This window comes from Corynebacterium sp. NPDC060344 (genome assembly GCF_042725215.1).
Classification (GTDB): Bacteria; Actinomycetota; Actinomycetes; order Mycobacteriales; family Mycobacteriaceae; genus Corynebacterium.
Window position 1 is genome coordinate 115,902 of sequence record NZ_JBHXCS010000002.1, and the last position, 21,887, is coordinate 137,788.

The following is a 21,887-nucleotide window of genomic DNA, read 5'->3' on the forward strand; positions in this document are numbered from 1 at the left end:
CGAAAGCGGCGCATTCCCTCCGGGGGATGCGCCGCTCGTCATATGTGGGTCAGGCGGCCTGCTCGTGCCAGTAGTCGGCGCCGGTGCCGAAGTAGTCGCCCAGGCGGCGGGCGAGGTCCGAGGTCAGCTTGGTGCGGCCGGTGCGGAAGCGTTCGAGGGTGGAGCTGGGGACGTCGATGGCGACGGCGAGGCGGTAGATGCTCATGCCGCGGGGCTCGAGGAAGCGCTCGTCGAGGATGGTGCCGGGATGGGTGGAGACTGCGTTGGTCATGCGTGCTCTCCTTGTTGGATCTGTGCTGATGTTCAGGCTGATTTCTCAAGGTGGCGATGGCCGGATGGGTGCCCGGTCGTTCGCGACGGAGCTCAGATTAGACCCGGAACACCGTTCTTGCCGAACGGGCATTTGAAGGTCGGAAAATGTGTGAACCTTTCTTCGCCAAACCATAATGAGGCACGGATCACACCCCTGCAACACTGTTACCCCCGTCACTCCCCTGGGGGCGGGCGGCGCGGTCCGGCACGGCCGCTAGGCTCGTGGGCATGCAGGTTCTCGACTTCCGCCTCTCCGGCGCCATCGTCCGCGTCACCCCGGGCTCCCCGGCGAGCGTCGCGGTGCACCGCATCGCCAGGACGCGCAGCACGGACGGCTCGCCCGCCACGACCGAGCTTTCCGACGCCTCGTTCGCCCCGTCCCTCACTCCTCCCGGCAGCGTCTTGCCCGGCCGCATCGACTTCGGGGCGAATCTGCCCTCCGTGCGGGTCACGCCGTCGACCCTGCCGGCGGCGCAGGCGCTCATGGAGCTGCTGGAGTCGGGGCCGGACATCGAGGGCGCGGCAGCTCCCCCCGCCTCCGGATTCGGCGCCACGGTCCCCGGGGCGACCGTGCCCGGGCCCGGCGATTCTGAGGCGGTCGATTCTGGGGCCGCCGATTCTGAGGAGGCCGACTCCGCACCGCGCACCAAGCTTGGCGGGGACATCCCGGACCCGGACTTCTTCGCGTTCGACGTGGAGACCGCCAACGCCGACGAGGGCTCGGTGATCCAGTTCGGCATCGCCGCCGTGCGCGACGGGAAGGTCACCGAGACGCATTCGTGGCCGTGCCGCCCGCCGGCCGGCCTGGAGCAGTTCGACGAGGGCAACATCGCCATCCACGGCATCACGCCCTCCGATGTCGTCGACGCCCCCACCTTCGCCGAGCGCGCCGCGGAATTCGGCCGCCTCGTCGACGGCACCCCGGTCATCGCGCACAACGCCAAGTTCGACTTCACGGCCCTCAAGCGCGGCTGCGCGGCGGCGGGCATCGACGTCCCCGACGTCGCCTACGCCTGCACCTACGAGTGGGCGCGCCGGGTCGGGCTCCAGGTGGAGAACTACCGCCTGCCGACGCTCGCCCGCGAAGCCGCGTCATCCGACTTCTCCCACCACGACGCCGCCGATGACGCCGCCGCCTGCGCCGAGGTCGCCCTGTGGCTCATGCGCGAGCACCCCGGCGCCGAGCCCACGCTCAACCCCGTCCAGTACACGGCGAATCTGGGCATGGACATGGGCATGCTCTTCGGCACCCGGCTGGTGCCCATGCAGACCACCGGCCAGTCGCAGGTCGGATCGGGTGGCGGTGGGCGTCGTCAAGCAGGAAGCCGGGGACGCTCCGGCGGCGGCCAGCAGGACCGGCGCGCGAAGTGGGACGCGGTCAAGGCGCCGGAGGTCATCCCCGACCGCAACGACGACGCCGACCCGGACGGGCTGCTGTACGGCCAGCGGGTCACGCTCACCGGCGATTTCGCGCCCTACGACAAGGGCAGGTTGTGGGAGCTGATCGCGCACGCCGGCGCGGACATCAACAAGGGAGTGACCAAGAAGACCACCATCCTCGTCGCCGGGCCGTGGGACTCGATGACCTCGAAGGAAAAGAAGGCCCGGGAGTACAAGGAAAAGGGCCAGGAAATCGAGATCTGGGACGAGAAGCAGCTTTTCACCGTCCTGGGGCTCGAGGAGGAACCGCCGTTCTAAACGGCCCCGCCCGGAGCGGGCGCCCCCGGAATCACCCCCGCGAAAAATAAACGGAACCGTTCCGGGCTGCGGCGCGTCCATGTACGTGACATCGTCCCCCATGCAGGAGGTCCTCACGTGCAACGGCCCGTTCCCGAATTACGTCCCGCGACCTGGCTGACCACCGCACCCGCAGACGTCGACTGGCGCGACGCGGGCGGCGGGCTGGTCGGCGTCGTCTCCGAACCCGGATACGGCGTCGAATCGGCGGCGCGGGTGCTCATGGAACGGCACATCGCCCACGGGAAACTGCACCTCACCGCGCGGCCCGCCTCCGCCGTCACCGGCTCGGACGGCGCCGACCTGCGGCGCGGCATCCAGATCGGATCGCCCGCCACCCGACCGACCGGATGGCTCGCCGAAGTCAGCCCACTGCTGGAAATCGACGGCCATCTGCGCCGGCTGTTCCGCGACCGCCCCGTGTACTTCCCCGCCTCCGTCGACCACCTGCTGGCCTTGCCCGCCGGGGCCGACCTGGCACGGGCGTACCTGTGGGCCGCGCGCACCTGGCGCGCGGCGGCCGACCCGGTCTCGCCGCTGGCGCTGACGCTCGGCGACGACCGGCTGACGGTCCACGCGCCCGAGGAAGGCACCGCCGCCCATCCGGCCCACCGCACGGCCGTCCTGCTGGCGGCCGGGCAAGGCAGGGCGGAATCCCACTACGATGGTGCGGGTGGCCGCACCATCCGGGCCCGCGTCCCCGCCCACTGACCCACCGGCCGGCGGAACAGGGGAATCGGGTTCACCCCAGGGTGCACCGACGAGCGCGGCCCGAACAGACGACTAAGAAAGGCGCGTGAACAGGTTCCATGAACCGACTGCCCATCACCTCCACCTACCGACTCCAGCTGCGAGGCCCCAAGGCGGATGAGGGAGGCCGGGCGTTCACGTTCGCCGACGCCGCCGAGCAGGTCCCTTACCTCGCGGACCTGGGCATCTCGCACCTGTACCTGTCGCCCATCCTGGCGTCGGTGCCGGAATCCAACCACGGCTACGACGTCATCGACCCCACCACCGTCAACCCCGAGCTCGGCGGCATGGCCGGGCTGCAGAAGCTGGCGGAGGTCGCGCACGAGGCGGGGCTGGGCATCATCATCGACTTGGTGCCCAACCACCTGGGCGTGGAGGATCCGCAGCTCAACGAGTGGTGGTGGGACGTGCTGACCAACGGCCGCGACTCACAGTTCGAGCCCTACTTCGACGTCGACTGGCACGAGGACAACGGCGCCGGCGGCAAGATGGGCCTGCCCGTCCTGGGCTCGCCGGAGGACCTGGAGAAGCTGGAGATCGACCGCTCCGGCGACGAGCCGCTGCTGCGCTACTACGACAACGTCTATCCGGTGAAGCCCGGCACCGACGAGGGCACCCCGCAGGAGATCCATGACCACCAGGCCTACCGCCTGATGTACTGGCGCGACGGCGTCATCGGCTACCGCCGCTTCTTCTCCGTCAACGGGCTGGCCGGCATCCGCCAGGAAAACCCCGTCGTCTTCGAGCACACCCACCGCATCGTCCGCGAGCTCATCGCCGCAGACATCATCGACGGCGTGCGCATCGACCACCCAGACGGCCTGTCCGATCCCTTCGGCTATCTTTCGGAGCTGCGCCGCCTGCTCGGCGACGACAAGTGGCTGGTGATCGAGAAGATCCTCGGCCCCACCGAGCCGCTGGATCCGCGCCTGCAGGTCGACGGCACGACGGGCTACGACGCGCTGCGCGAGTTCGACAACGTCTTCATGAACCGCGAGTCCCGCGATGCCATGAGCATGCTGGCCCTGCAGGAGTCCGGCTCGACCTGGGACAAGTCGGCGGTCCATGCCACCGAGCGGGCGCTCAAGCGCGATGTCGCCGCCCAGGAGCTCGCCGCCGAGGTCCGCCGCCTGGCCCGCGCCCTGCGCCGCGACAATTGGTCGACCGGCGGCGACAACGTCACCGAAGAAGAGCTCATCGACACCATCTGCGAGCTCGTCGCCGCGATGCCGGTCTACCGCGCCGACTACGTGTCGCTGTCGCGCGTGACGTCGTCGGTGATCCAGCAGATGGTCGCCCGCTTCCCCTCCCGCGTCTTCGCGCTGGACCTCATTTCCGCGGGCCTCATCGCCCAGGGCGAGGCCGCGACGCGCTTCGCGCAGGTCTGTGGCGCGGTGATGGCCAAGGGCGTGGAGGACACGACCTTCTACCGCGCTTGCCGCCTGGTCAGCCTCAACGAGGTCGGCGGCGACCCGGGACGCTACGGCATGTCGGCGGCCGAGTACCACCTGCTGCAGTCCGAGCGCGCCCGCCTGTGGCCGCGCACCATGACGGGCCTGTCCACGCACGACACCAAGCGCGGCGAAGATGTCCGCGCGCGCATCATCCAGCTGTCCGACATCTACGGCGAGTGGGCGGAGAAGGTCCGCGATTGGTCCGCGGTGACTCCGGCGCCGGATGGTGCGACGGGCTACTTCCTGCTGCAGAACATCGTCGGCGTGTGGCCGGCCGATGGCGAGATCACCGAGGAGCTGCGCGACCGCCTCCACGCCTACGCGGAGAAGGCGATGCGCGAGGCGAGCGTCCACACCACGTGGACGGAGCAGGACGAGGACTTCGAGCTGCACGTCATGCGCTGGATCGATGCGCTTCTCGACGGCCCGCTGCGCGACCGTATCACCGAATTCGTGCAGACCATCGACCCCGCGGCACGCGTCACCAGCTGGGGCCGGAAACTGCTGCAGCTGACCTCCCCGGGCATACCGGACACCTACCAGGGCACCGAATTCCTCGAGGATTCCCTGGTCGACCCCGACAACCGCCGCTTCGTCGACTACGACGCCCGCGCCCGCGCCCTGGAGCAGGTGCGCCGGGGCGAGGTGGATGCGGCGGACGGGGACGTCGTCAAGCTCATGGTCACCCACCATGCGCTGACCCTGCGCACCGAGCGACCCGGGTCCTTCGTGGGCGGCACGTACCAGCCGGTGTTCGCGGAGGGCTCCGGCGAGCGGTACCTGGTGGGCAACGCGCGCGGGCCCGTCGGCGGCGACCAGGACGTGATCACGCTGGTGACGCGCCGGCTGATCGGCCTGGAGCGCGACGGCGGCTGGGGCGACACCACCATCACGCTGCCGGAGGGCATCTGGACCGACCGCTTCACCGGCAACGCGTGGTCGGGGACGGTGACGGTGGCGGCGGTGTTCGGCACGTACCCCGTGGCCCTGCTCGTGGCGGATCCGGAGGAGTAGGCCGCGGTCATGCCGAAGTCGAAGTCGAAGGGAAACGCCCGCCTGCGCGAGCTGCACGGGCGATACGACGAGTGGACCGCCGCGCATCCGCGGGCGAAGGACGACTTCGCGGGCGCGATCGGGGAATTGCTTTCCGACGCCGGCCTGGCCTTCGACAGCGTCACCGCCCGGGTGAAGACGTGGCGATCGCTGCGGATCAAGGCCATGCGGCGCGCCGACGGCGGGGAGTTTTCCTACCCCGATCCGTGGCATGACGTCCACGACATCGTCGGCGTGCGCGTGACCACGTACCACTCCAACGAGATCCCGGACGTGCTGGCGGTGCTGGGGGATTCGCTGGAGGTGCTGAGGACCATCGACAAGACCGCGGAGACGCGGATTTCCGGGCAGTTCGGCTACGGCTCGCATCACCTGGTGTGCCGTGTCGGCGAGGGCGCTCCCCCGGGCCTGGCGCCGTATCGCGGGCAGCAGTTCGAGGTGCAGGTGCGCACCGTGCTGCAGCACGCATGGGCGGAGTTCGAGCACGACATCCGGTACAAGTCGCCCGATGGCGTCATCGATCCGCGGATCGACCGGGCCTTCGCGCTGGCGGCGGGGTTGATCGAGTTGGCGGACCAGCAGTTCGACCAGGTCGCGGCAATCCTCGACGAAGAGCGCGACGACGCCGCCGGCGGTGGCGGAGCGGCCGGCGAGGATTCGGACGACGAGGCCGCCGCCAATGCGGTCGAGCTTGGCGCCGAAACGCTGCCCGGCCTGCTGACGCTGCTGCTGCCGACGGTGCCGCGGTCGAAGTCGGAGCATTACGCCTGGTTGGAGGAGCTTCTCGATGCCAACGGCGTGTCCACCGTCGGCGACCTGCGCGAGTTGGTGGCGCCCGAGCGCGTCGCCGCCGTGGAAGAGGCGCTGAAGTACCGGTTCCAGCCGGGCCACGTGCGCATCATCGACGACCTGCTGCTCGCGGCGTTCGGCGCCGAGCACGTCGCCCGCACCGGCAAGTCCGGCGCGCACCCGGCGCAGCGGCCAGCCAGGCTGCGGTCGCGCCTGGGCCAGATGCGCAAGGCCGGCGTGGTGGGTTAGCGGGGGTCGGTCGGCGGCGCGGTGATGGGCGAAGCGGTCGGGTGGCGAAAGAACGATGGAGCGACGGGCGTTCACGACGGCTCCCCGTTCGCGTTCCTCGGGCTCGTCATGGCCGCGTCCGCGCCGGCATACGCGCTGAATTCGTGCCCGATGCTGCGACATCGCATGCCGCTCGGGCTTCCGCCGAGTTCCGTCATGATCGTCGTGCCGGCGGCGACCGCCGCATTTCTCGTCCATCGCGAGTCCGGAAGGGAGGGGCTCCGGGACCTGGTGCGCACCCTGTTCCGGTTCCCGCCCGCGACGGCGGCGGTGACCGTCGTGCCCGCGGTCCACGTTCTCCCGCTCGCGGTGGATGATGGGCGGAATGCGGAGTCGGTGGTCGTCGTGAAGCAAGGACCGCGACCCGGCGCCGCGCACGTGGCGCGGAGGGCGGCGACGGTGTTCCCCGTGTATTGGGCCGGCGCGATTCCCGAGGAACTGGGCTGGACCGCGTACGCCACCGCTCCCCTGCAGCGCAGGTTCGGGGTCGCCGGGGCGGGGGCGATCATCGGCGCGGTCTGGGCCGCGTGGCACGTCATCCCGTACCGGTCGATGGGGAAATCCGGCGCGTGGATCGCCCTGCAAAGCACCGCAACGGTGGCGACCCGCGTGATCATGGGCCACGTCTTCGCCGCCACAAGAGGTGCGCTCGGCCCGGCGGTGTTGCTGCACGCGGCGTCGAACACGATGGTCGACGCTCTGCCGGGAGCGACGAGCACCCGGCGCACCGCCATCGTCGCGGGCCTCACGACGGCCGTCGCGGCGGTGCTGTCGTTCAGGGGGCGGCATCGGGTCAGCCTGCGCCGGTGACCCTGCGATTGTGGGCCAGTGCCTCGCCCACCCAGAAGGCCAGATCCTCGTCCTCGGCGATGGCGTGGGCGGACACGCGGACCCACCCGGACCCCATTTCCCGCTCGCCCATGATCGATGGCTCCGCACCGTCGCGTTTCACCAGTTCCGGGCCCCGGGAGTCGTCGACTCGGATCAACAGATCGCCGGTCTTCCCGGCGTTGACGGCCATGGCGTCGCGAAGCATGAACGCGATGCCGCCGAACATGCGGACTTCACGCACTTCGCCCTCTCGGTCGAGGAGAGAGCGAATGCGGTCGACGAGCGTGGATTGTTCCGGCGTCATGGCACCAGTATCCGGACGTCCCCATGACCGTGCACGGAGTTCGTCCACGGAGTTCGGGCCCGACCCCGCCCCCACGAGATCGCGATCCACGCCTCCGATCGTGATCTCGTCGAACGTGCGGCGGCGACCTGGTCCGGCGTGCGGCGGCGCAGTCAGTCGCGGCCGCGGAGCTTGTCGATCTGCCGGCGCTCGCGCTTCGTCGGGCGGCCAGCGCCCCGGTCGCGCACGGGCAGCGCAGCGAACATCTCGCGCGGCGGTGGGGCCGGCGTCTTGTCCACGTAACAGGTGCGGGCCACGGGAGCGCCGACGCGCTTGGCGATCGTGCGCGTGACCTCGACGATCGTCTCGCGGTGGTTGGCCCACACGCGGATCTCGTCGCCCGGCACGACCTGCTGGGCGGGTTTGACCGCGGTGCCGTTGATCTTCACGTGCCCGCCGCGGCAGGCGTCGGCGGCCTGCGATCGGGTCTTGAGCAGCCGCACCGCCCACAGCCACGCGTCGACGCGCACGGGCTTGGAGTCGTCGGCGTGGTTCATGGCGGGTCCTGGCGTTGGCGTGCTGCGGGCGGGTTCTTACTGGTTGTCGCGGTGGTTGACGATCTTCTGGACCTTCTGCCAGTTGATGAACCCGCCGACGACGCCGATGACCGTGAGGATGATGAACAGGGACAGCGACGACGCGAGCACGCCGAGGGCCACGCCGGCGACGACGCCGCCACCGGTCCATACGACGGCGTTGCGGCTGTACCGGCGCACCGCGTCCTTGCGCTGCTGGATCGGGTTGGAGTGGTACGGCTGAATGCTGCTCATGGGGGACATCTTAGGCTGAACGCGGTCCCGCGCCGAACCGCCGCCCGAACCGTTCCCGGTTCACTCCCCGGTGTAGATGCCGGGGCGCTTGTCCATGAATGCGTCGAGCGCTTCGCGATGGTCGCGGGAGTGGTGCGCCAGCGCCTGCATCGCCGACGACAGCTCGAGGACGCCCGCAAGCGACTGATGCTGGGACTCGCGCAGCAGCTTCTTGGCCATCCGCACGGCGTTGGGCGGATTCTTGGCGACGCGGCCGGCCAGGGCCCGGGCGGCGTCGAGAAGCTCATCCGGCTCGACGACCTCGTTGACCATCCCCCACTCCAGCGCCTTCTCGGCGGTGACGCGGTCGCCGGTCAGCGCCATTTCGGCGGCGCGCGCAGGCCCGAGGGTCTTGGTCAGCAGCCACGCCCCGCCGTCGCCGGGGATGATGCCGAGGCCGACGAAACTCTCGGAAAACCACGCCTTCGTCGACGCCACGCGCATGTCGCACATGAGGGTGACGTCGCAGCCGGCGCCAACCGCCGGCCCGTTGACCGCGGCGATGACGGGCACCTCGCAGTTGTACAGCGACAACGGGATGCGCTGGATCCCCGACCGGTAGGACTGGCGGATCTGGTGCGGGGCGCCGCCGAACATCCCGGCGCGGTCGACCATGTCCTTGACGTTGCCGCCAGCCGAGAACGCCGACCCCGCGCCGGTGAGGACGATCGCGCGGACGTCGAGGTCGGCATTGACCCGGTCGACGTTGGCGACGATCGCGTCGATGACGTCGGGCGACGAAATCGGGTTGCGGATCTCCGGCAGGTTGATCGTCCACGTCTCCACGTGCCCATCGCGGTCGACGAGCAGCACGTCCTGGGTCATTGTTCCTCCACGTCTCTCCACCTCCGGGGCCTGCACCCCGTTCGTGACCCAGGTTACAGACGATTCACACCGCCACCTCAGTCCACGTCTCCCCCGCCTCGTCCGACGCCAGCGCTCCATGCGTCAGTGCCTGCAGCACGCCGTCGAGGCGGTCGGCACCCCCGGGCTCGACTTCCACCAGATGCGTGACGACGGCCCCCCATTCGGTCTCCGAAATCTCGAACCCCCGTGCGCGCAGTTCGGCCTCGATGCGGCCGGCGTCGGCGGCATCGGCGGACACGGACCGGATCTCGCGGCGCACCCGCTTCGCGCGCGGAACGTCGGCGAGGCACTCGTTGACCGCATCGGAATAGGCGCGGACCAGCCCGCCGGTGCCCAGCTTCACGCCGCCGAAGTAGCGGATGACCACGGCGGTGACGTCGGTCAATCCCGAGCCGACGAGCACGTCGAGCATCGGCCGGCCCGCGGTGCCGGAGGGCTCGCCGTCATCCGAGGATCGCTCCACGCGGTTGGCCTCGGGCACCTCGTGGATGTACGCCGAGCAGTGGTGGCGTGCGTCGGGGTATTCGGACTTCGCCATGGCGATGAGGTCGCGGGCCTGTTCGCCGTCCTCGGCACGCCCGATCCAGGTGATGAAGCGCGAACGCTTGATCTCGATCTCCCCGGTGGTCAGGGAACCGCGGGCGGGGACGAGGAGGGAGGACATGGCCACATTGTCGCACCCCCGGCGCTTCGCGCGGCCCGGCGCCCTCGCCCGCCATCTGCCGTGAATGCGGCAAACCCCTACGATCGAGGTCATGGACAATTACCGCGTTTGGGCCCCGTACGCCGCCGAAGTGGAGCTGTTGACGGGTGATCCGTCGGCACCCGAGCACCACCCGATGACCGCCTGCGGGGACGACCGCGAGGGCTGGTTCGAGGCCGACAAGGAGATGGCCGTCGGCGAGCGCTACGCCTTCCGCATGCGCGCCACCGACGGGCACGGGGCGCCGCAGGACGACGACGCGACGGCCGATGACGCCGGGGCCGGCAACGCCGACGCGACCGACACCTCAAACCCCATCGGTGACTGGACCATCCCGCTGCCCGATCCCCGCTCGCGCCGCCAGCCCGATGGCCCGCACGGTTTTTCCCAGGTCGTCGACCTCGACGCCTACGACTGGCGGGCGGGCGACTGGACGGGCCGCATCCTGCCGGGCGGTCTGATCTACGAGATGCACGTGGGAACGTACGCCGAATCGGGTGATTTCGCGGGCGTCGTCAAGCGGCTCGATCACCTGGTGGACCTGGGCGTGACCCACGTCGAGCTGATGCCGGTGCAGCCGTTCGGCGGCGACCGCAACTGGGGTTACGACGGCGTGAGCTGGCATGCCGTCCACGAAGGCTACGGCGGGCCGGTGGGGCTGCAGAAGCTCGTCGACGCCTGCCACGAGCGCGGCCTGGCCGTCATCCTCGACGTCGTGTTCAACCACTTCGGCCCCGACGGCAATTACGTCGGGTTCTTCGGCCCGTACACCTCGGGCGGCAACACTGGCTGGGGCGAGGTGGTCAACCTCATCGGCCCGGATTCCGACGAGATCCGCGCCTACATCCTCGACGCCGTGCGCCTGTGGCTGGCCGATTACAGGATCGACGGGCTGCGGTTGGATGCGGTTCATGCGCTTCACGACGAAGGCGCGTTCCACATCCTCGAGCAGATGCAGGTCGTGGCCGACACCGTCGCGGCGCAGACCGGGGTGCCGCGCAGCCTCATCGCGGAGTCCGACCAGAATGACCCGAAGCTGGTGAAGCCGCGTGCCTCCGGTGGCTTCGGCCTGGCCGCGCAGTGGGCCGACGACGTCCACCACGCGCTGCACACCGTCGTCTCCGGCGAGGACCACGCCTACTACTCGGACTTCGGCACCGTGGAGACGCTCGCGCAGACGCTGCGGGAGGCGTTCCACCACGCCGGGACGATGTCGACGTTCCGCGGCCGCGTCCACGGCCGCCCGCTGGATCTGTCGGTGCAGCCGCTGAGCGCGTTCGTCACGTACACCACCACCCACGACCAGACCGGCAACCGTGCGGCCGGCGACCGCCCGTCGATGAACCTGACCCCGGCGCAGCAGGCGCTGAAGGCGGCGGTCATCGCGTGCTCGCCATTTACCCCGATGCTGTTCCAGGGCGAGGAGTGGGGCGCGTCGACGCCGTTCGCGTTCTTCTGCTCCCACGAGTCCGATCTGCTGCTGCGCCTGACGCGCGAGGGCCGCGTCCGCGAGTTCGCCCGCGCCGGCTGGGATCCGGAGGAGATCGCCGATCCCGCCGACCCGCGGACCTTCGAGATGTCCAAGCTGAAGTGGGACGAGCTTTCCGACGACCCCCACTCCACCATCCTCGACACCTACCGCGCCTTGTTCGGCCTGCGCCGACAGCGCCCCGCCCTGGGCTCGCCGTGGGGGGATTCGGTGGAGACGACGGTTGAGGGTCAGACGCTGCTGCTCACCCGCAGCGCCGACGGCGACACCGTGCACCTGGCGGCGAACTTCTCCGACGAGCCCGCCGAGGTCGCCGTCGAGGCCGGGTACGAGGAGCTCATCCACACCCACATCGATGCGCCGGCCGCCGTCGGCGATGGCGTGGTCACGCTCCCCGCCTGGGGTTATGCGGTGCTGGCGTAGGCCGGTGACACGGTGATCACGCGAGCGCGCCGAGTGTGCCGGAATCGATGACCACCATGGACGGCCGGCAGCTCCAGCACCTCTCCCGCGAGGTGGCGCTGGCCCTGCCCGCCGCCGAGCTCGCGCACCCCTTCGGCCCCGAGTGGGACGTGTTCCGCGTGGCCGACAAGATGTTCATGCTCCATCACCGGCTACCCGATCATGGGGCGAAGGACGTTGACGCGGCGGGTGGGACGCGCATCATCGTCGTCAAGGCAGAGCCCGGCGACTGCCACGCACTGCGCCAGGCCCACCCGTTCGTCTTCCCGGGCTACCACCTGAACAAGAAGCACTGGATCACGGTCGTCGCGCCGGGCGAGGTCACCGCGGCCGATTCGGATTCGCTTGACGACGACGCCCGCCCACAGCAGTCCCCCGCCCCCGACGAAGCGCCGGACGCTGTGACCGGCATCGACGAGATCGCGTTCGAGGGCCTCGTTCGCGATCTCGTCGTCGACTCTTACCGCAATGTCGTGCTGGGTCTGCCGAAGGCGAAGCGACCGGTGGATCCGACACCCACGCCTTAACCCACCTCGAATGTCTTAACCCACCTGTTGTAGCGGGTGGGTTAAGACATTCGAGGTGGGTTAGCAGCCCCATGAGTCGAAGGACCGCGCCTACTCCGAGATGAAGTTCGGCAGGTCGTTCTCGTTGAACTCGCCGGCCCCGTTGGCGTCGCCGGCTCCGTCACCCAGCGCGGCGGCCTCGGCGATGGCGGCCTCGTTGGACTTCGCGTCCGCGGCGGCCTGGTCGATGGGCTCGGCGTCCGCACCAGCCGCGCCAGCCCCAGCACCAGCGGCACCGGCACCAGTGCCAGCGCCAGCGGCAGCCTCGGCCTCGGACTCCAGCTCCGCCTCCGCCTCCTGCGGATCCGTCAGATCACCGTGGATCGCATGCGTGACCAGCGCGTCGGCGATGAGCAGGTCGCCCATCACGAGCGTCGGCACCATGTCGGCGAGCTGCGCCCATAGCGGGATGAGGCTGCGCACGACGGTGTCGTCGACATCGGGGTTTGCCGCCTTCTGCCTCGCCAGCGCACGCGCGGCGACGGCGATGAGCAGCGACGTTCCCGGCACCAGCGTCCAGTGCAGCGACGCGTCGTCGGCGTCGATGCCGTCGAGCTTGTGGAACCGCACGTTGACCGCCTTGCGCAGCTTCGGCGACGTCCGCGACACCGCCTGGAACAGCGCCCGCGACGCCGCCGCCAGCCCCGGCATGATGCCGGCGTCGACGATCTCGGCGCGGTTGGCCACGACCTCGTGGATCGCGGTGAATCGCGCGTCGTCGTCGGTCAGCGGCCCCGGCACCATGCGGTAGCCGTCGAAGACCTGCGCCAGAATCGCGTTGGCCTGCGGCTCCGGCAGCGCGGTGATCTGCACGGACGTCTTGTCGATGCACGCCGACTCCAGCGTCGTGTCCTGCCCCGTCGCCAGCGCGCGGATCAGCGCCTCACCGCCGGCGCGGCGCAGGTGGTCGATCTGGTCCTTCTGCTTGTCCACGCTTGACGACGGATCGGCCAGATCCGCCATCGCCGCCAACGCCCCCAGCCACGGCACGCGGCGGCGCCCCGGGGTCGGGGACGTTTCGGTGAAGTCGCCGAGCACCAGCCCGGAGGATACGACCATGCCCGGCTGATCGCCGAGGCGGATCGCCGAACCGTTGAGCGCGGCCAGCCCGGTGCGCGCGTCGGCGGTGAGCAGGCGGCGCAGGTTCTCCGGCGCCAGGGACTCAGAGACCTGCGGCATGATCGTCGCCCGTCCCGCGCGCAGGGTCTCGAAAAGCGACCACACGCCGGTCAGCTCGCGCACGCCCAGGTTCTCGGGCAGCGCCACCTCCGCGGACGCGGCATCGCCGGACGCAGCTCCGTCGGCAGACTCATCCACCACCACGGCGGCTTCCGGTGCCGGCCACAGCGGGCGGCGGTCGGTCTCGCGGCCGAAGACGACCTGGACGATGAGGGTGGGCTGGGCGGCGTCGTCGCCAAGCAGGCAGCGGCCATCGACGACCGGCAGGGCCCGCGGCGCGCGCCACGGCTGCTGCGGGCACCACACCCACGCGGTCAGCGGCACATCGGCGACGGAGGGATCGACGTCGACGACGATCTCGTCGCCATCGCGGGTCACCGAGCGCACGTTGTCGCGGGCCGGGGCATCGACCAGCGGCACGGACAGCCGGCGGCGGCCCGTCACGCGCGTCCAGTCGAGGCTGATGGTCAGATCGCCGAGCATGGCCACGCGATCGGCGTAGGTGCCCAGGTCGGCGAAGGCGTCGTCGCCGCGGCGGGTCAGCGGCACGCGGCAAATGTCGCGCTCCCCCGACTTCACCGCCAGGTGCGCATGGCGCAGCTCGCCGGGCGCGGAGACCCGGAACACGCCATGGGCGTCGACGCGGCCCGGGCGGGTGCGCAGGGTGCGCGAGCGGCGGGCGGGGGCCTCGTCGGCCATGGGGATCTCGAAGTGCAGGCGGCCCGGCTTGACGCGCAGCTCCAGGTAGGCGCCCTCTTCGGTGGACAGCTCAACGGTGCCGGCCGACTCCGCCGGGCCCAGCCGCAGCACGGCGGGCTCGACCTCGAGGGGCTTGTCGCCGGAGGTCACGCGGACCTCCGCGGGGCTCAGCCCGCCCTCCTCGGGAATGCGGAAGCCATCGCCGCCGCCGCGGTAGGAAATGTCCAGATCGGCCTGCTCCGCCACGGCGACGTGCGCCTGGAAGCTGCGGCCGCGCGGATTGGTCAGGCGGACGACGAACTCGCCGAGCCACGGGTAGTCGTCGTCGGTGAGCACGTCGACCTCGCCGCCGGCGGCGGGGACCTCGAGGTCGTAGACCATGACCATGTCCTCGGCGAACTGCCCGTAGCCGGGGAAGTCCGCGACCTGCACGCGCCACGACTCGTCGCGGCCCGACAGCGTCGGCGGGAACACCGCCACGGGGCCGCCGGCGTGGACCGGGGTGCCGTGGACGGTGGCCGCGCCATCGAGTCGGGCGTGCGGGACGGTCAGCTTCGGCCGGCGCATCGGCGACGCCGAGCGGACCTCGCCGACGACGCCGGGGCGCACGACCTGCAGCGCGTGGACGTCGCGCAGATCGGCCTGCGCCACCTGCCACAGCTCCCATTCGGCGGGCGCGGGCTCCGACAGCAGCGGCACGTCCTCGCCGGTGACGGGGTCGACCAGGCGGGCGTCATTCGGGTAGACCACGTGCACCGACGTCGAATGCAGCGACACCTTGTCGGTGACGGACTGCCCGTCGTCGCCGAAGATGAGCACCGGGTCCGCGGTGTCGATCGCCGGCACGCGCCAGTGCGGGCCGTCGCCGAGCTCGACGAGGACCTCGCGCACCGGCTCGGTGATGGGCACCACCGGCCGCGCCGTCGCCTCGCCCAGCGCCACGGCGGGCTCTGCGACGACGGTGCCGCCGTAGGTGACCAGCCACGACCGGCCGGCCGGCGCCGACGGGGTGGGCAGCTGCACGCAGACGCGGTTTTCCAGGTCATCGAAGAACAGCTGCGGACGGCCGGTGGTGGCCACCACGCCGACGGCCGTGCGCCGCGACGGCGTGCCTGCGGGCCGGGCGCGCAGTTCCTCGCGGGCGGCGTCGAGCAGGATCGGCGGCAGGCCGACCTCGCCGGGCCCCAGGTCCTCGCGCGATTCCCAGTTCGCGGGGTCGGCGGCGGTGGCCATGACGTAGCCGAGCGTCGCGTGCACCAGCGTCCGCGCGCGGGCGGCGGCGGACAGCGACAGCACGCGCAGCGCGCGCGGCACGTCCGAGCCCACGTCCGCGGCAAACCCCGACACCATCGCGTCGACGGTCTCGCGGATGGGGTCGAGCTTCTGCACCAGGTCGCTTGACGACGACCCCGCGCCACCCGCCCCGGCCTCCCCGCCGATTCCGGCGGCGTCCTCGATCCGCTCGATCAGCAGCGGCATCACCGACTGCTGGACGCCGGCATGGAGCATCATCAACCGCGCCGAATCCTCGCGGGTGCCGTGCTCGGCCGGGGCGCCGTCGAGAAGCGCGACGTCCGGCAGCCCGAGCTCCGCGAGGATCTCCGGCACCCGCTCGACGACGTGGTCGACGAACGCCGCGACGTCGCGCGATTCCGAATCCAACTGCAGGCCCGCGGCCCAATCCGCCCACAGGTCGGCGGTCGACGCCACGCGGGCGGCGCGGCCGACCAGCGACGCCAGCAGCACGGCCGGGTACGCGTCGGCGACGCCGCGGGCACCGTCGACGTCGACGGTCTTCAGCAGCGGGCCGAGGAACCCGTCGATCCGCTCGACCTCGTCCATGCGCACGCCGCACCAGGCGACCAGGGCTTCGGCGCCGTCCTCCGAATCGGCGTCGGCGGCGAGGGCGCTGAGCCGTCCCCGCAGGTCAATGTCCGCGGCGGCGAGCCAGGCGCGGAGCGGATTCGGATCATGCGGCGCATCGGCCATGGTTGGGTTCACACTCTCCTCAATGGGTCCCGTTGGGCGGGCCAATCCGGGCCCGCGCATCGGGCTTCATTCTAACGACGGACGCGCCGCGCGCTAACGACGGTCGGCCAGCGCCACCTCATGGGAGTCGTCTCCCCCGGCGCGGACGTCGGGCAGCAGCGCGCGGACGGCCACCGCCGTCGCCAAGCAGCACACCACCGCCGCCGCCGACGCCCAGCCCATGCCGGCGGTGAACGCCTTGTCGGCGACGTCGATGACGGCCGCCCCGAGGTCGTCGGGAAGCGACTCGGCCAGGACGTGGGCGGAGTTGACGTTGTCCGACAACTCCGCGGACTGGCCGGGATCCAGCGGCAGGTCGACGGTGGACAACTCCCGCGAGTACGTGCCCACCAGCACCGAGCCGAGGATCGCCGCGCCGAACGCGCCACCGAGCTCGTAGCCGGTCTCCGACAGCGCCGACGCCGCACCGGACTGCTCCGGCGGCGCCGAGCCGAGGATGATCGTGTTGGTGACCGGGTCGATCATGCCGGAGCCGACGCCGAGCAGGATGAACGACGCCGCGAACCACACCTGGGCGCCGGTGCCGGCCGACACCGCCGGCCACATCCCGGAGGCCTCGACCACGTGCATGGCCAAGCCGGCGGCGGCCAGCGTGATGGCGATGAGCAGCAGCGGGCGGGCGGAGAATTTGCCCACCATCTCGCCGGTGATCATCGTCGCCGCCATGGAGGCGACCATGCCCGGCATGAGCAGCAGGCCCGCGTGCACAGGGCCGATGCCCAGGACGACCTGCAGGTACTGCGTCAGATAGAACATGGCGCCGACCAGCAGGAACGACGACATGGCGTTGATGACCACCGCCATGGCGTAGGCGCGGTCGCGCAGCAACCGCACGTCGACGAGCGGGTGCGGGGTGTTGTTCAGGTGAGACACCAGCGCCCCGGCCGCCAGCAGCGCGGCGGTGGCCAGCAGCGCCGGGATCCACCATGCGAGCCCCGCGGTGGCGGCCTTCAGCGCGCCGACGACGCCGAACAGCGCCGCCATCGACAGCACCGCACCGGCGATGTCGAATCGGCCCGGCGCCTTCGCCTTCGACTCCGGCAGCACCAGCAGGCCGCCGACGATCACCGCAGCGGCGACGGGGACGTTGATGATGAACACCGAACCCCAATGGAAGTGCTCCAGCAACCAGCCGCCGAGGACGGGGCCGATGATCGCGCCGAGCGAGTAGCACGAGATCCACACCGCGATGGCCCGCGGCAGCTCGTTCTTGTCCGGGAACATCGCCTTGATCAGCGACAGCGTCGACGGCATCAGCGTCGCGCCCGCCACGCCCTGCAGGGCGCGGGCCACGATGAGCATCATCGGGCTGACCGAATACGCCGCCAGCAGCGACGCCGCGCCGAAACCGGCGATGCCCCACAGCAGCAGCCGGCGGCGGCCGATCCGGTCGCCCAGCGTGCCCATGGTGATCAGCAGCGTCGCGATGACGAACGCATAGACGTCGACGATCCACAGCAGCTGCGTGCCCGAGGGATCCAGATCCCTGGAAATGGCCGGCAGCGCGAAATTCAGCACGGTCATGTCGATGGCCAGGATGACCACCGCCAACGCCAGCACCGCCACTCCCCACCAGCGCAGCGGGTAGGAGGGCGAGGGGGCGTCGTAAAGCATGTCGTTCAAAGTTTTGTCGCGCACGAAAGACCCCTTTCTCTCCATGGCGCTGGCGGACCATCACCTGCCGGGGGCACGGCAGCCGGGGTCCTCCCCGGCATTCACCCGTCGCGTCGGCGGGGTCACCGTCCTCCCGCCTGGAAAAGCAGGGGTCTTCGTCAGGCCGGCCCCGCGGCGCGGTCACCGCGGGGCCAGTCGTCTCAAGTGCGCCCGCCAGCGTAACAGGACAATGCAGGGCGGGGCTACGTCACATTGTCACTGTGCCTACGTCAGGAAGTCGTACTCCGGCGTGCCCGGCACCAGCCGGCGGCAATCCAGCGGCGAGGCGTCCATCCGGGCCACCAGCGCGTCGAGGTCGGTGGCGTTGCGCAGCTCGATGCCCACCAGCGCCGCACCCGTCTCGCGGTTGTTGCGCTTGAGGTACTCGAACAGCGCGATGTCGTCGTCCGGGCCGAGGATGTCGTTGAGGAACATGCGCAGCTGGCCGGGCTTCTGCGGGAAGTTGACCAGGAAGTAGTGCTTCAGGCCGCGGTAGATCAGCGAGCGCTCCATGATCTCGGCGTAGCGCAGGACGTCGTTGTTGCCGCCGGAGATGATGCACACGATGACCTCGCCCGGGCGGGCGTTGATCTGGTCGAGCGCGGCGACCGACAGCGCGCCGGCGGGCTCGGCGATGATGCCCTCGTTCTGGTACAGGTCCAGCTGGCCCACGCACACCGCGCCCTCCGGGGCGATGACGGTGTGGATGCGCGAGCGATTGCGGTCGATGATCTGGTACGGCAGCTCGCCGAGCTTCTTCACCGCGGCGCCGTCGACGAAGGGGTCGACCGACGGAAGGGAGACCGGCTCATCGGCGGCCATCGCGGCGGTGAGGCAGGCCGCGCCGGCGGGCTCGACGGCGACGATCGCGGTGCGCGGCGACATGTCGGCGAAGTAGCTGGTCACGCCGGAGAGGAGGCCGCCGCCGCCGACGGGCACGCACACGGTGTCGGGCGTCAGGCCCTGGCCGGACAGCTGCGCGACGATCTCCGCGGCGACGGTGCCCTGGCCGACGATGGTGTTGAACGAGTCGAACGGCTCGATGATCGTCGCGCCCGAGGTCTGCGCGTCGGCGCGGGCGGCGGCCGAGGCCTCGTCGAAGCTGTCGCCGGTGACGATGATCTCCACCGCGTCGCGCCCGTGGTACGCGATGCGGTCGCGCTTCTGCTTCGGCGTCTGGTTGGGCACGTAGATGCGGCCCTTCACCCCGAGGGTGCGGCACGCGTAGGCGACGCCCTGGGCGTGGTTGCCGGCCGAGGCGGCGACGACGCCGGCGGCGCGTTCGTCATCGGTGAGCTGCACCATGGCGTTGTAGGCGCCGCGGATCTTGTACGACCGCACGTCCTGCAGGTCCTCGCGCTTGAGAAAGACCTTCGCCCCCGTTTCCTCGCTCAGCCGCGGGCAGAACTGCAGCGGCGTCGCGGCGATGACCGACGAAATCCTGGCCTGGGCGGCCTGGACGTCCGCCGCGTGGACGAGGCGGCGTGCGGTGTCGGTGGACGGCGCGGAAGAAGCGTTCATGGGCGTAGACGATACTCGTTGGGGCCCGCGGAAGTGGAACGCAGGGTTCATCCCGTGGGACGCGACCGGGGCGGGCGCGGGGGCCGCCCACGATCCCGCGGCGATTGCCCGCCGCGTTACATTTTCCAATGAAATATTTCGCACATGCCGGTACCGTGGGCCCATGATCCGACACAGAGCTTTACGACGAACCACCGCCGCACTGCTCACCCTCCCCCTGCTGGCGGCCGCCGCGTGTTCGGCGACCGACGGCGACGGGGATCCGGCAGCGGCCGGTGCGACGGAGACCAACGGAGCCGGAGTCACCGCCGGAGGCGATTCCGGCGACGCGTCCCGGCCGAACCCGACGCCCGGTTCCAACGGGGGCGGGGGCGGAGAAGATGGGGAGGGGCCGTCGTCAAGCAATGGCGGGGACGCAACCCCCACCAGCGGAGACGCGCCGCCGGAAACCATCACCGCCGACGCGATCCAATTCCGGTTCGCCGGCACGGAACTGCTGTGCTGGGCCGACGCCGACGACGGCAGCGAGGACACCGTCTTCGGCTGCCAGGGCGCGGCCGGCTGGGAAGCGACCGAAGGGACCTCCCCCGCTTCCGTCCTGCTGTTCCGCCTGGACGAGGACGGCTCGCCCGGCGAGATCAAGGCCCTGCAGGCCAACGCGCCCGTCACCGCCTGGGAGATCCAGGGCGTCCGCGGCGACCGGAGCTATCGGCTCGGCGACGCGACCATCGACCTCACCGACCGCGAGCGCCTGACGTTCACCGTCGGCGGCTCCGGCGACACCGCTTCAGGCTGGGTCACCATCGACGACTACGGCTGGGACGAGTAGCGGCCCGAGGCGACGGCCGCTCGTCCGCCATCCGCCGCCACCCCGGGCGCTTCGACGACAAACACCTACGTTTCGGCGAGATACTCACGTTTGAACGTGGGTATCTGGCCAAAACGTAGGTACCTGGCGCCAATGGGGTCGGGCGAATGCGGAGACGAGGCCCGGCGCGCCGATGGGCTTAGGCGAATGCGGAGGCGAGGCCCGACGCGCCGAAGCGGTGTGCCGAAGGGGCGAGGCCCGGCGCACAGCATCCGAGCAGACAAATAGACGCCTAGTGGCCAAAAAGATGTGGTTGACCACGTCTTTTTGTTCACTGGACGTCTATCTGAGGGGTGCCTTCCCGGGATGCGCTCCCGGGGTGCGGGCCGGCCGTCGCAAAGCAGTCGCGGCCCCCATGCAGAGGCAATTGCGCTGCCGCCATTCCGGGCCTCTAATTTCGACTCAAATAGTATCGAGGTTATGACGCTACGCAAGAAACGCAACTGGAACGACCCCGGCAACTGGGTTCTTCCCGACGTTCTCGAGAATCTCGCGGACGATCGAGGGGAAGCTGACTTCACTCGCCCCGCCCAGGTACTCGCGCAGTATTTCCAGCGACGGCCCGACGGACGCGTCCTATTCAGTGGAGCGCGCTTCGATCGCCTCGGACGCAGTGATGATGCGAGCACAATCAATCGATTCACCGCCGAAGACTTGGTCGCCGTGTCGATGTTGAGCGTGAACGTCCCCGCGAATGCAGCACTGGCCCTTACCGGCGACTCCGGAAATGATATCGCCGACGACATCTCAAAAGAACTGAAGAAGCTACCACCCACGTTAAGTCTCGCGGAAGCGCAACTCAGGACGACCGTGAACGGGATCGAAGAAAGGGGTGCGCACTATCTGACGATGCGGCGTCTGTGGCGGCTCGTCACCCGTTTCACCGTGGAGCGATCGGGCGGGGAAAAGACGGGGGTCGGCGAAACTAGGGCCAGCAAGCTTCTTGCCAGAAAGCGACCCCACCTCTTCCCCGTCATCGATGACGTCCTCAAGAAAACCCTCGCTCCTGGCGACTGCCCCGATTACGTTGGGGACAATTTCTGGGTCTCGATGCAGGACGAACTCACGAAGGACAATGGTCGGCTCCTTCTTGGCCTGTACCGGATCCGCCAACGTGCGGGGGAGCTTCTCAAACCCATCCAAGATGACTCAGATCTTTCGGACATCAGCGTTCTGCGCGTGTTCGATGTCATCGTCTGGATGACCGGCAAGGGGTACAAACCCGAGGATTGGAAGCCGTGACGTAGTTGGGGCCATCTAGCACCGCCGCAACCGAGCCCGGCGCACAGCATCCGAGCAGACAAATAGACGCCGAGTGGACGGAAAGATGTGGTTGACCACATCTTTCCGTCCACTGGGCGTCTATCTGAGGGGTGCGCTCCCGGGGAGCGCTCTCGGGGCGCTCCCCGGGGTGCGGGCCGGCCGTCGTAAAGCAGTCGTAAAGCAGTCGCGGAGGGTCGCCGAG

At 70.1% G+C, this 21,887-nt stretch carries 18 protein-coding genes; 9 read left to right on the forward strand and 9 right to left on the reverse strand.

All coding sequences use genetic code 11. From position 1 onward, the window contains the following. Positions 1 to 49 precede the first annotated feature (49 nt). Complete coding sequence (locus ACFWGD_RS03335) at positions 50 to 271, reverse strand: HigA family addiction module antitoxin (protein ID WP_377777121.1); 222 nt, start codon at positions 269 to 271, stop codon at positions 50 to 52. 269 nt (positions 272 to 540) lie between these two features. Here ACFWGD_RS03335 and ACFWGD_RS03340 point away from each other — a divergent pair, with 269 nt between their 5' ends. The 5 genes from ACFWGD_RS03340 to ACFWGD_RS03360 all read left to right on the forward strand — a co-directional run bounded on the left by ACFWGD_RS03340 (position 541) and on the right by ACFWGD_RS03360 (position 7,193). Beyond that, complete coding sequence (locus tag ACFWGD_RS03340; protein ID WP_377777122.1) at positions 541 to 2,010, forward strand: exonuclease domain-containing protein; 1,470 nt, start codon at positions 541 to 543, stop codon at positions 2,008 to 2,010. A 117-nt stretch (positions 2,011 to 2,127) separates the two neighbouring features. Further along, positions 2,128 to 2,760 (forward strand): hypothetical protein, encoded by a 633-nt coding sequence (locus ACFWGD_RS03345; protein WP_377777124.1) that lies wholly within the window; start codon positions 2,128 to 2,130, stop codon positions 2,758 to 2,760. Between the two features lie 98 nt (positions 2,761 to 2,858). Continuing rightward, positions 2,859 to 5,267, forward strand: a complete 2,409-nt coding sequence (gene treY / locus ACFWGD_RS03350) for a malto-oligosyltrehalose synthase (protein ID WP_377777126.1) — start codon at positions 2,859 to 2,861, stop codon at positions 5,265 to 5,267. Between the two features lie 9 nt (positions 5,268 to 5,276). Next, positions 5,277 to 6,344, forward strand: a complete 1,068-nt coding sequence (locus ACFWGD_RS03355) for a GTP pyrophosphokinase family protein (RefSeq protein ID WP_377777127.1) — start codon at positions 5,277 to 5,279, stop codon at positions 6,342 to 6,344. Between the two features lie 195 nt (positions 6,345 to 6,539). Continuing rightward, positions 6,540 to 7,193 (forward strand): CPBP family intramembrane glutamic endopeptidase, encoded by a 654-nt coding sequence (locus ACFWGD_RS03360; RefSeq protein ID WP_377777129.1) that lies wholly within the window; start codon positions 6,540 to 6,542, stop codon positions 7,191 to 7,193. On the opposite strand, the gene ACFWGD_RS03365 is transcribed toward ACFWGD_RS03360, so the two are convergent. The 5 genes from ACFWGD_RS03365 to ACFWGD_RS03385 all read right to left on the reverse strand — a co-directional run bounded on the left by ACFWGD_RS03365 (position 7,177) and on the right by ACFWGD_RS03385 (position 9,897). Further along, on the reverse strand, positions 7,177 to 7,518 hold the full coding sequence (locus ACFWGD_RS03365) for a TfoX/Sxy family protein (RefSeq protein ID WP_377777130.1): 342 nt from the start codon (positions 7,516 to 7,518) through the stop codon (positions 7,177 to 7,179). The two genes, ACFWGD_RS03360 and ACFWGD_RS03365, sit on opposite strands and share 17 nt — an antisense overlap. Before the next feature lie 152 nt (positions 7,519 to 7,670). Then, a complete protein-coding gene (locus ACFWGD_RS03370; protein ID WP_377777131.1) occupies positions 7,671 to 8,054 on the reverse strand; it encodes an RNA-binding S4 domain-containing protein in 384 nt (127 codons plus the stop codon). Positions 8,055 to 8,090: 36 nt separating this feature from the next. Next, the gene (locus tag ACFWGD_RS03375) at positions 8,091 to 8,336 is read right to left on the reverse strand and encodes a hypothetical protein (protein WP_377777132.1); all 246 of its coding nucleotides are present in this window, start codon (positions 8,334 to 8,336) and stop codon (positions 8,091 to 8,093) included. A 51-nt stretch (positions 8,337 to 8,387) separates the two neighbouring features. Continuing rightward, the gene (locus tag ACFWGD_RS03380) at positions 8,388 to 9,191 is read right to left on the reverse strand and encodes a crotonase/enoyl-CoA hydratase family protein (RefSeq protein ID WP_377777133.1); all 804 of its coding nucleotides are present in this window, start codon (positions 9,189 to 9,191) and stop codon (positions 8,388 to 8,390) included. 64 nt (positions 9,192 to 9,255) lie between these two features. Beyond that, positions 9,256 to 9,897, reverse strand: a complete 642-nt coding sequence (locus tag ACFWGD_RS03385; RefSeq protein WP_377777134.1) for a YigZ family protein — start codon at positions 9,895 to 9,897, stop codon at positions 9,256 to 9,258. Positions 9,898 to 9,988: 91 nt separating this feature from the next. On the opposite strand from ACFWGD_RS03385, the gene treZ reads away from it, so the two are divergent. Both treZ and ACFWGD_RS03395 read left to right on the forward strand, forming a co-directional pair. Beyond that, positions 9,989 to 11,848 (forward strand): malto-oligosyltrehalose trehalohydrolase, encoded by a 1,860-nt coding sequence (gene treZ, locus ACFWGD_RS03390; RefSeq protein WP_377777135.1) that lies wholly within the window; start codon positions 9,989 to 9,991, stop codon positions 11,846 to 11,848. Positions 11,849 to 11,895: 47 nt separating this feature from the next. Beyond that, the gene (locus tag ACFWGD_RS03395) at positions 11,896 to 12,414 is read left to right on the forward strand and encodes an MmcQ/YjbR family DNA-binding protein (RefSeq protein ID WP_377777136.1); all 519 of its coding nucleotides are present in this window, start codon (positions 11,896 to 11,898) and stop codon (positions 12,412 to 12,414) included. 90 nt (positions 12,415 to 12,504) lie between these two features. Here the strand turns inward: ACFWGD_RS03395 and ACFWGD_RS03400 are convergent, their stop codons facing one another. The 3 genes from ACFWGD_RS03400 to ilvA all read right to left on the reverse strand — a co-directional run bounded on the left by ACFWGD_RS03400 (position 12,505) and on the right by ilvA (position 19,554). Further along, positions 12,505 to 16,332, reverse strand: coding sequence for a hypothetical protein (locus tag ACFWGD_RS03400; RefSeq protein WP_377777137.1), 3,828 nt, complete (start codon positions 16,330 to 16,332; stop codon positions 12,505 to 12,507). Between the two features lie 81 nt (positions 16,333 to 16,413). Beyond that, the gene (locus tag ACFWGD_RS03405) at positions 16,414 to 18,018 is read right to left on the reverse strand and encodes an MFS transporter (RefSeq protein ID WP_377777138.1); all 1,605 of its coding nucleotides are present in this window, start codon (positions 18,016 to 18,018) and stop codon (positions 16,414 to 16,416) included. Positions 18,019 to 18,258: 240 nt separating this feature from the next. Further along, the gene (ilvA, locus tag ACFWGD_RS03410) at positions 18,259 to 19,554 is read right to left on the reverse strand and encodes a threonine ammonia-lyase IlvA (RefSeq protein WP_377777139.1); all 1,296 of its coding nucleotides are present in this window, start codon (positions 19,552 to 19,554) and stop codon (positions 18,259 to 18,261) included. Positions 19,555 to 19,717: 163 nt separating this feature from the next. Between ilvA and ACFWGD_RS03415 the strand changes: the two genes are divergently transcribed. Next, positions 19,718 to 20,383 (forward strand): hypothetical protein, encoded by a 666-nt coding sequence (locus ACFWGD_RS03415; RefSeq protein WP_377777140.1) that lies wholly within the window; start codon positions 19,718 to 19,720, stop codon positions 20,381 to 20,383. A 459-nt stretch (positions 20,384 to 20,842) separates the two neighbouring features. After that, positions 20,843 to 21,664, forward strand: a complete 822-nt coding sequence (locus ACFWGD_RS03420) for a DUF6308 family protein (RefSeq protein ID WP_377777141.1) — start codon at positions 20,843 to 20,845, stop codon at positions 21,662 to 21,664. The last annotated feature ends 223 nt before the right edge of the window (positions 21,665 to 21,887 follow it).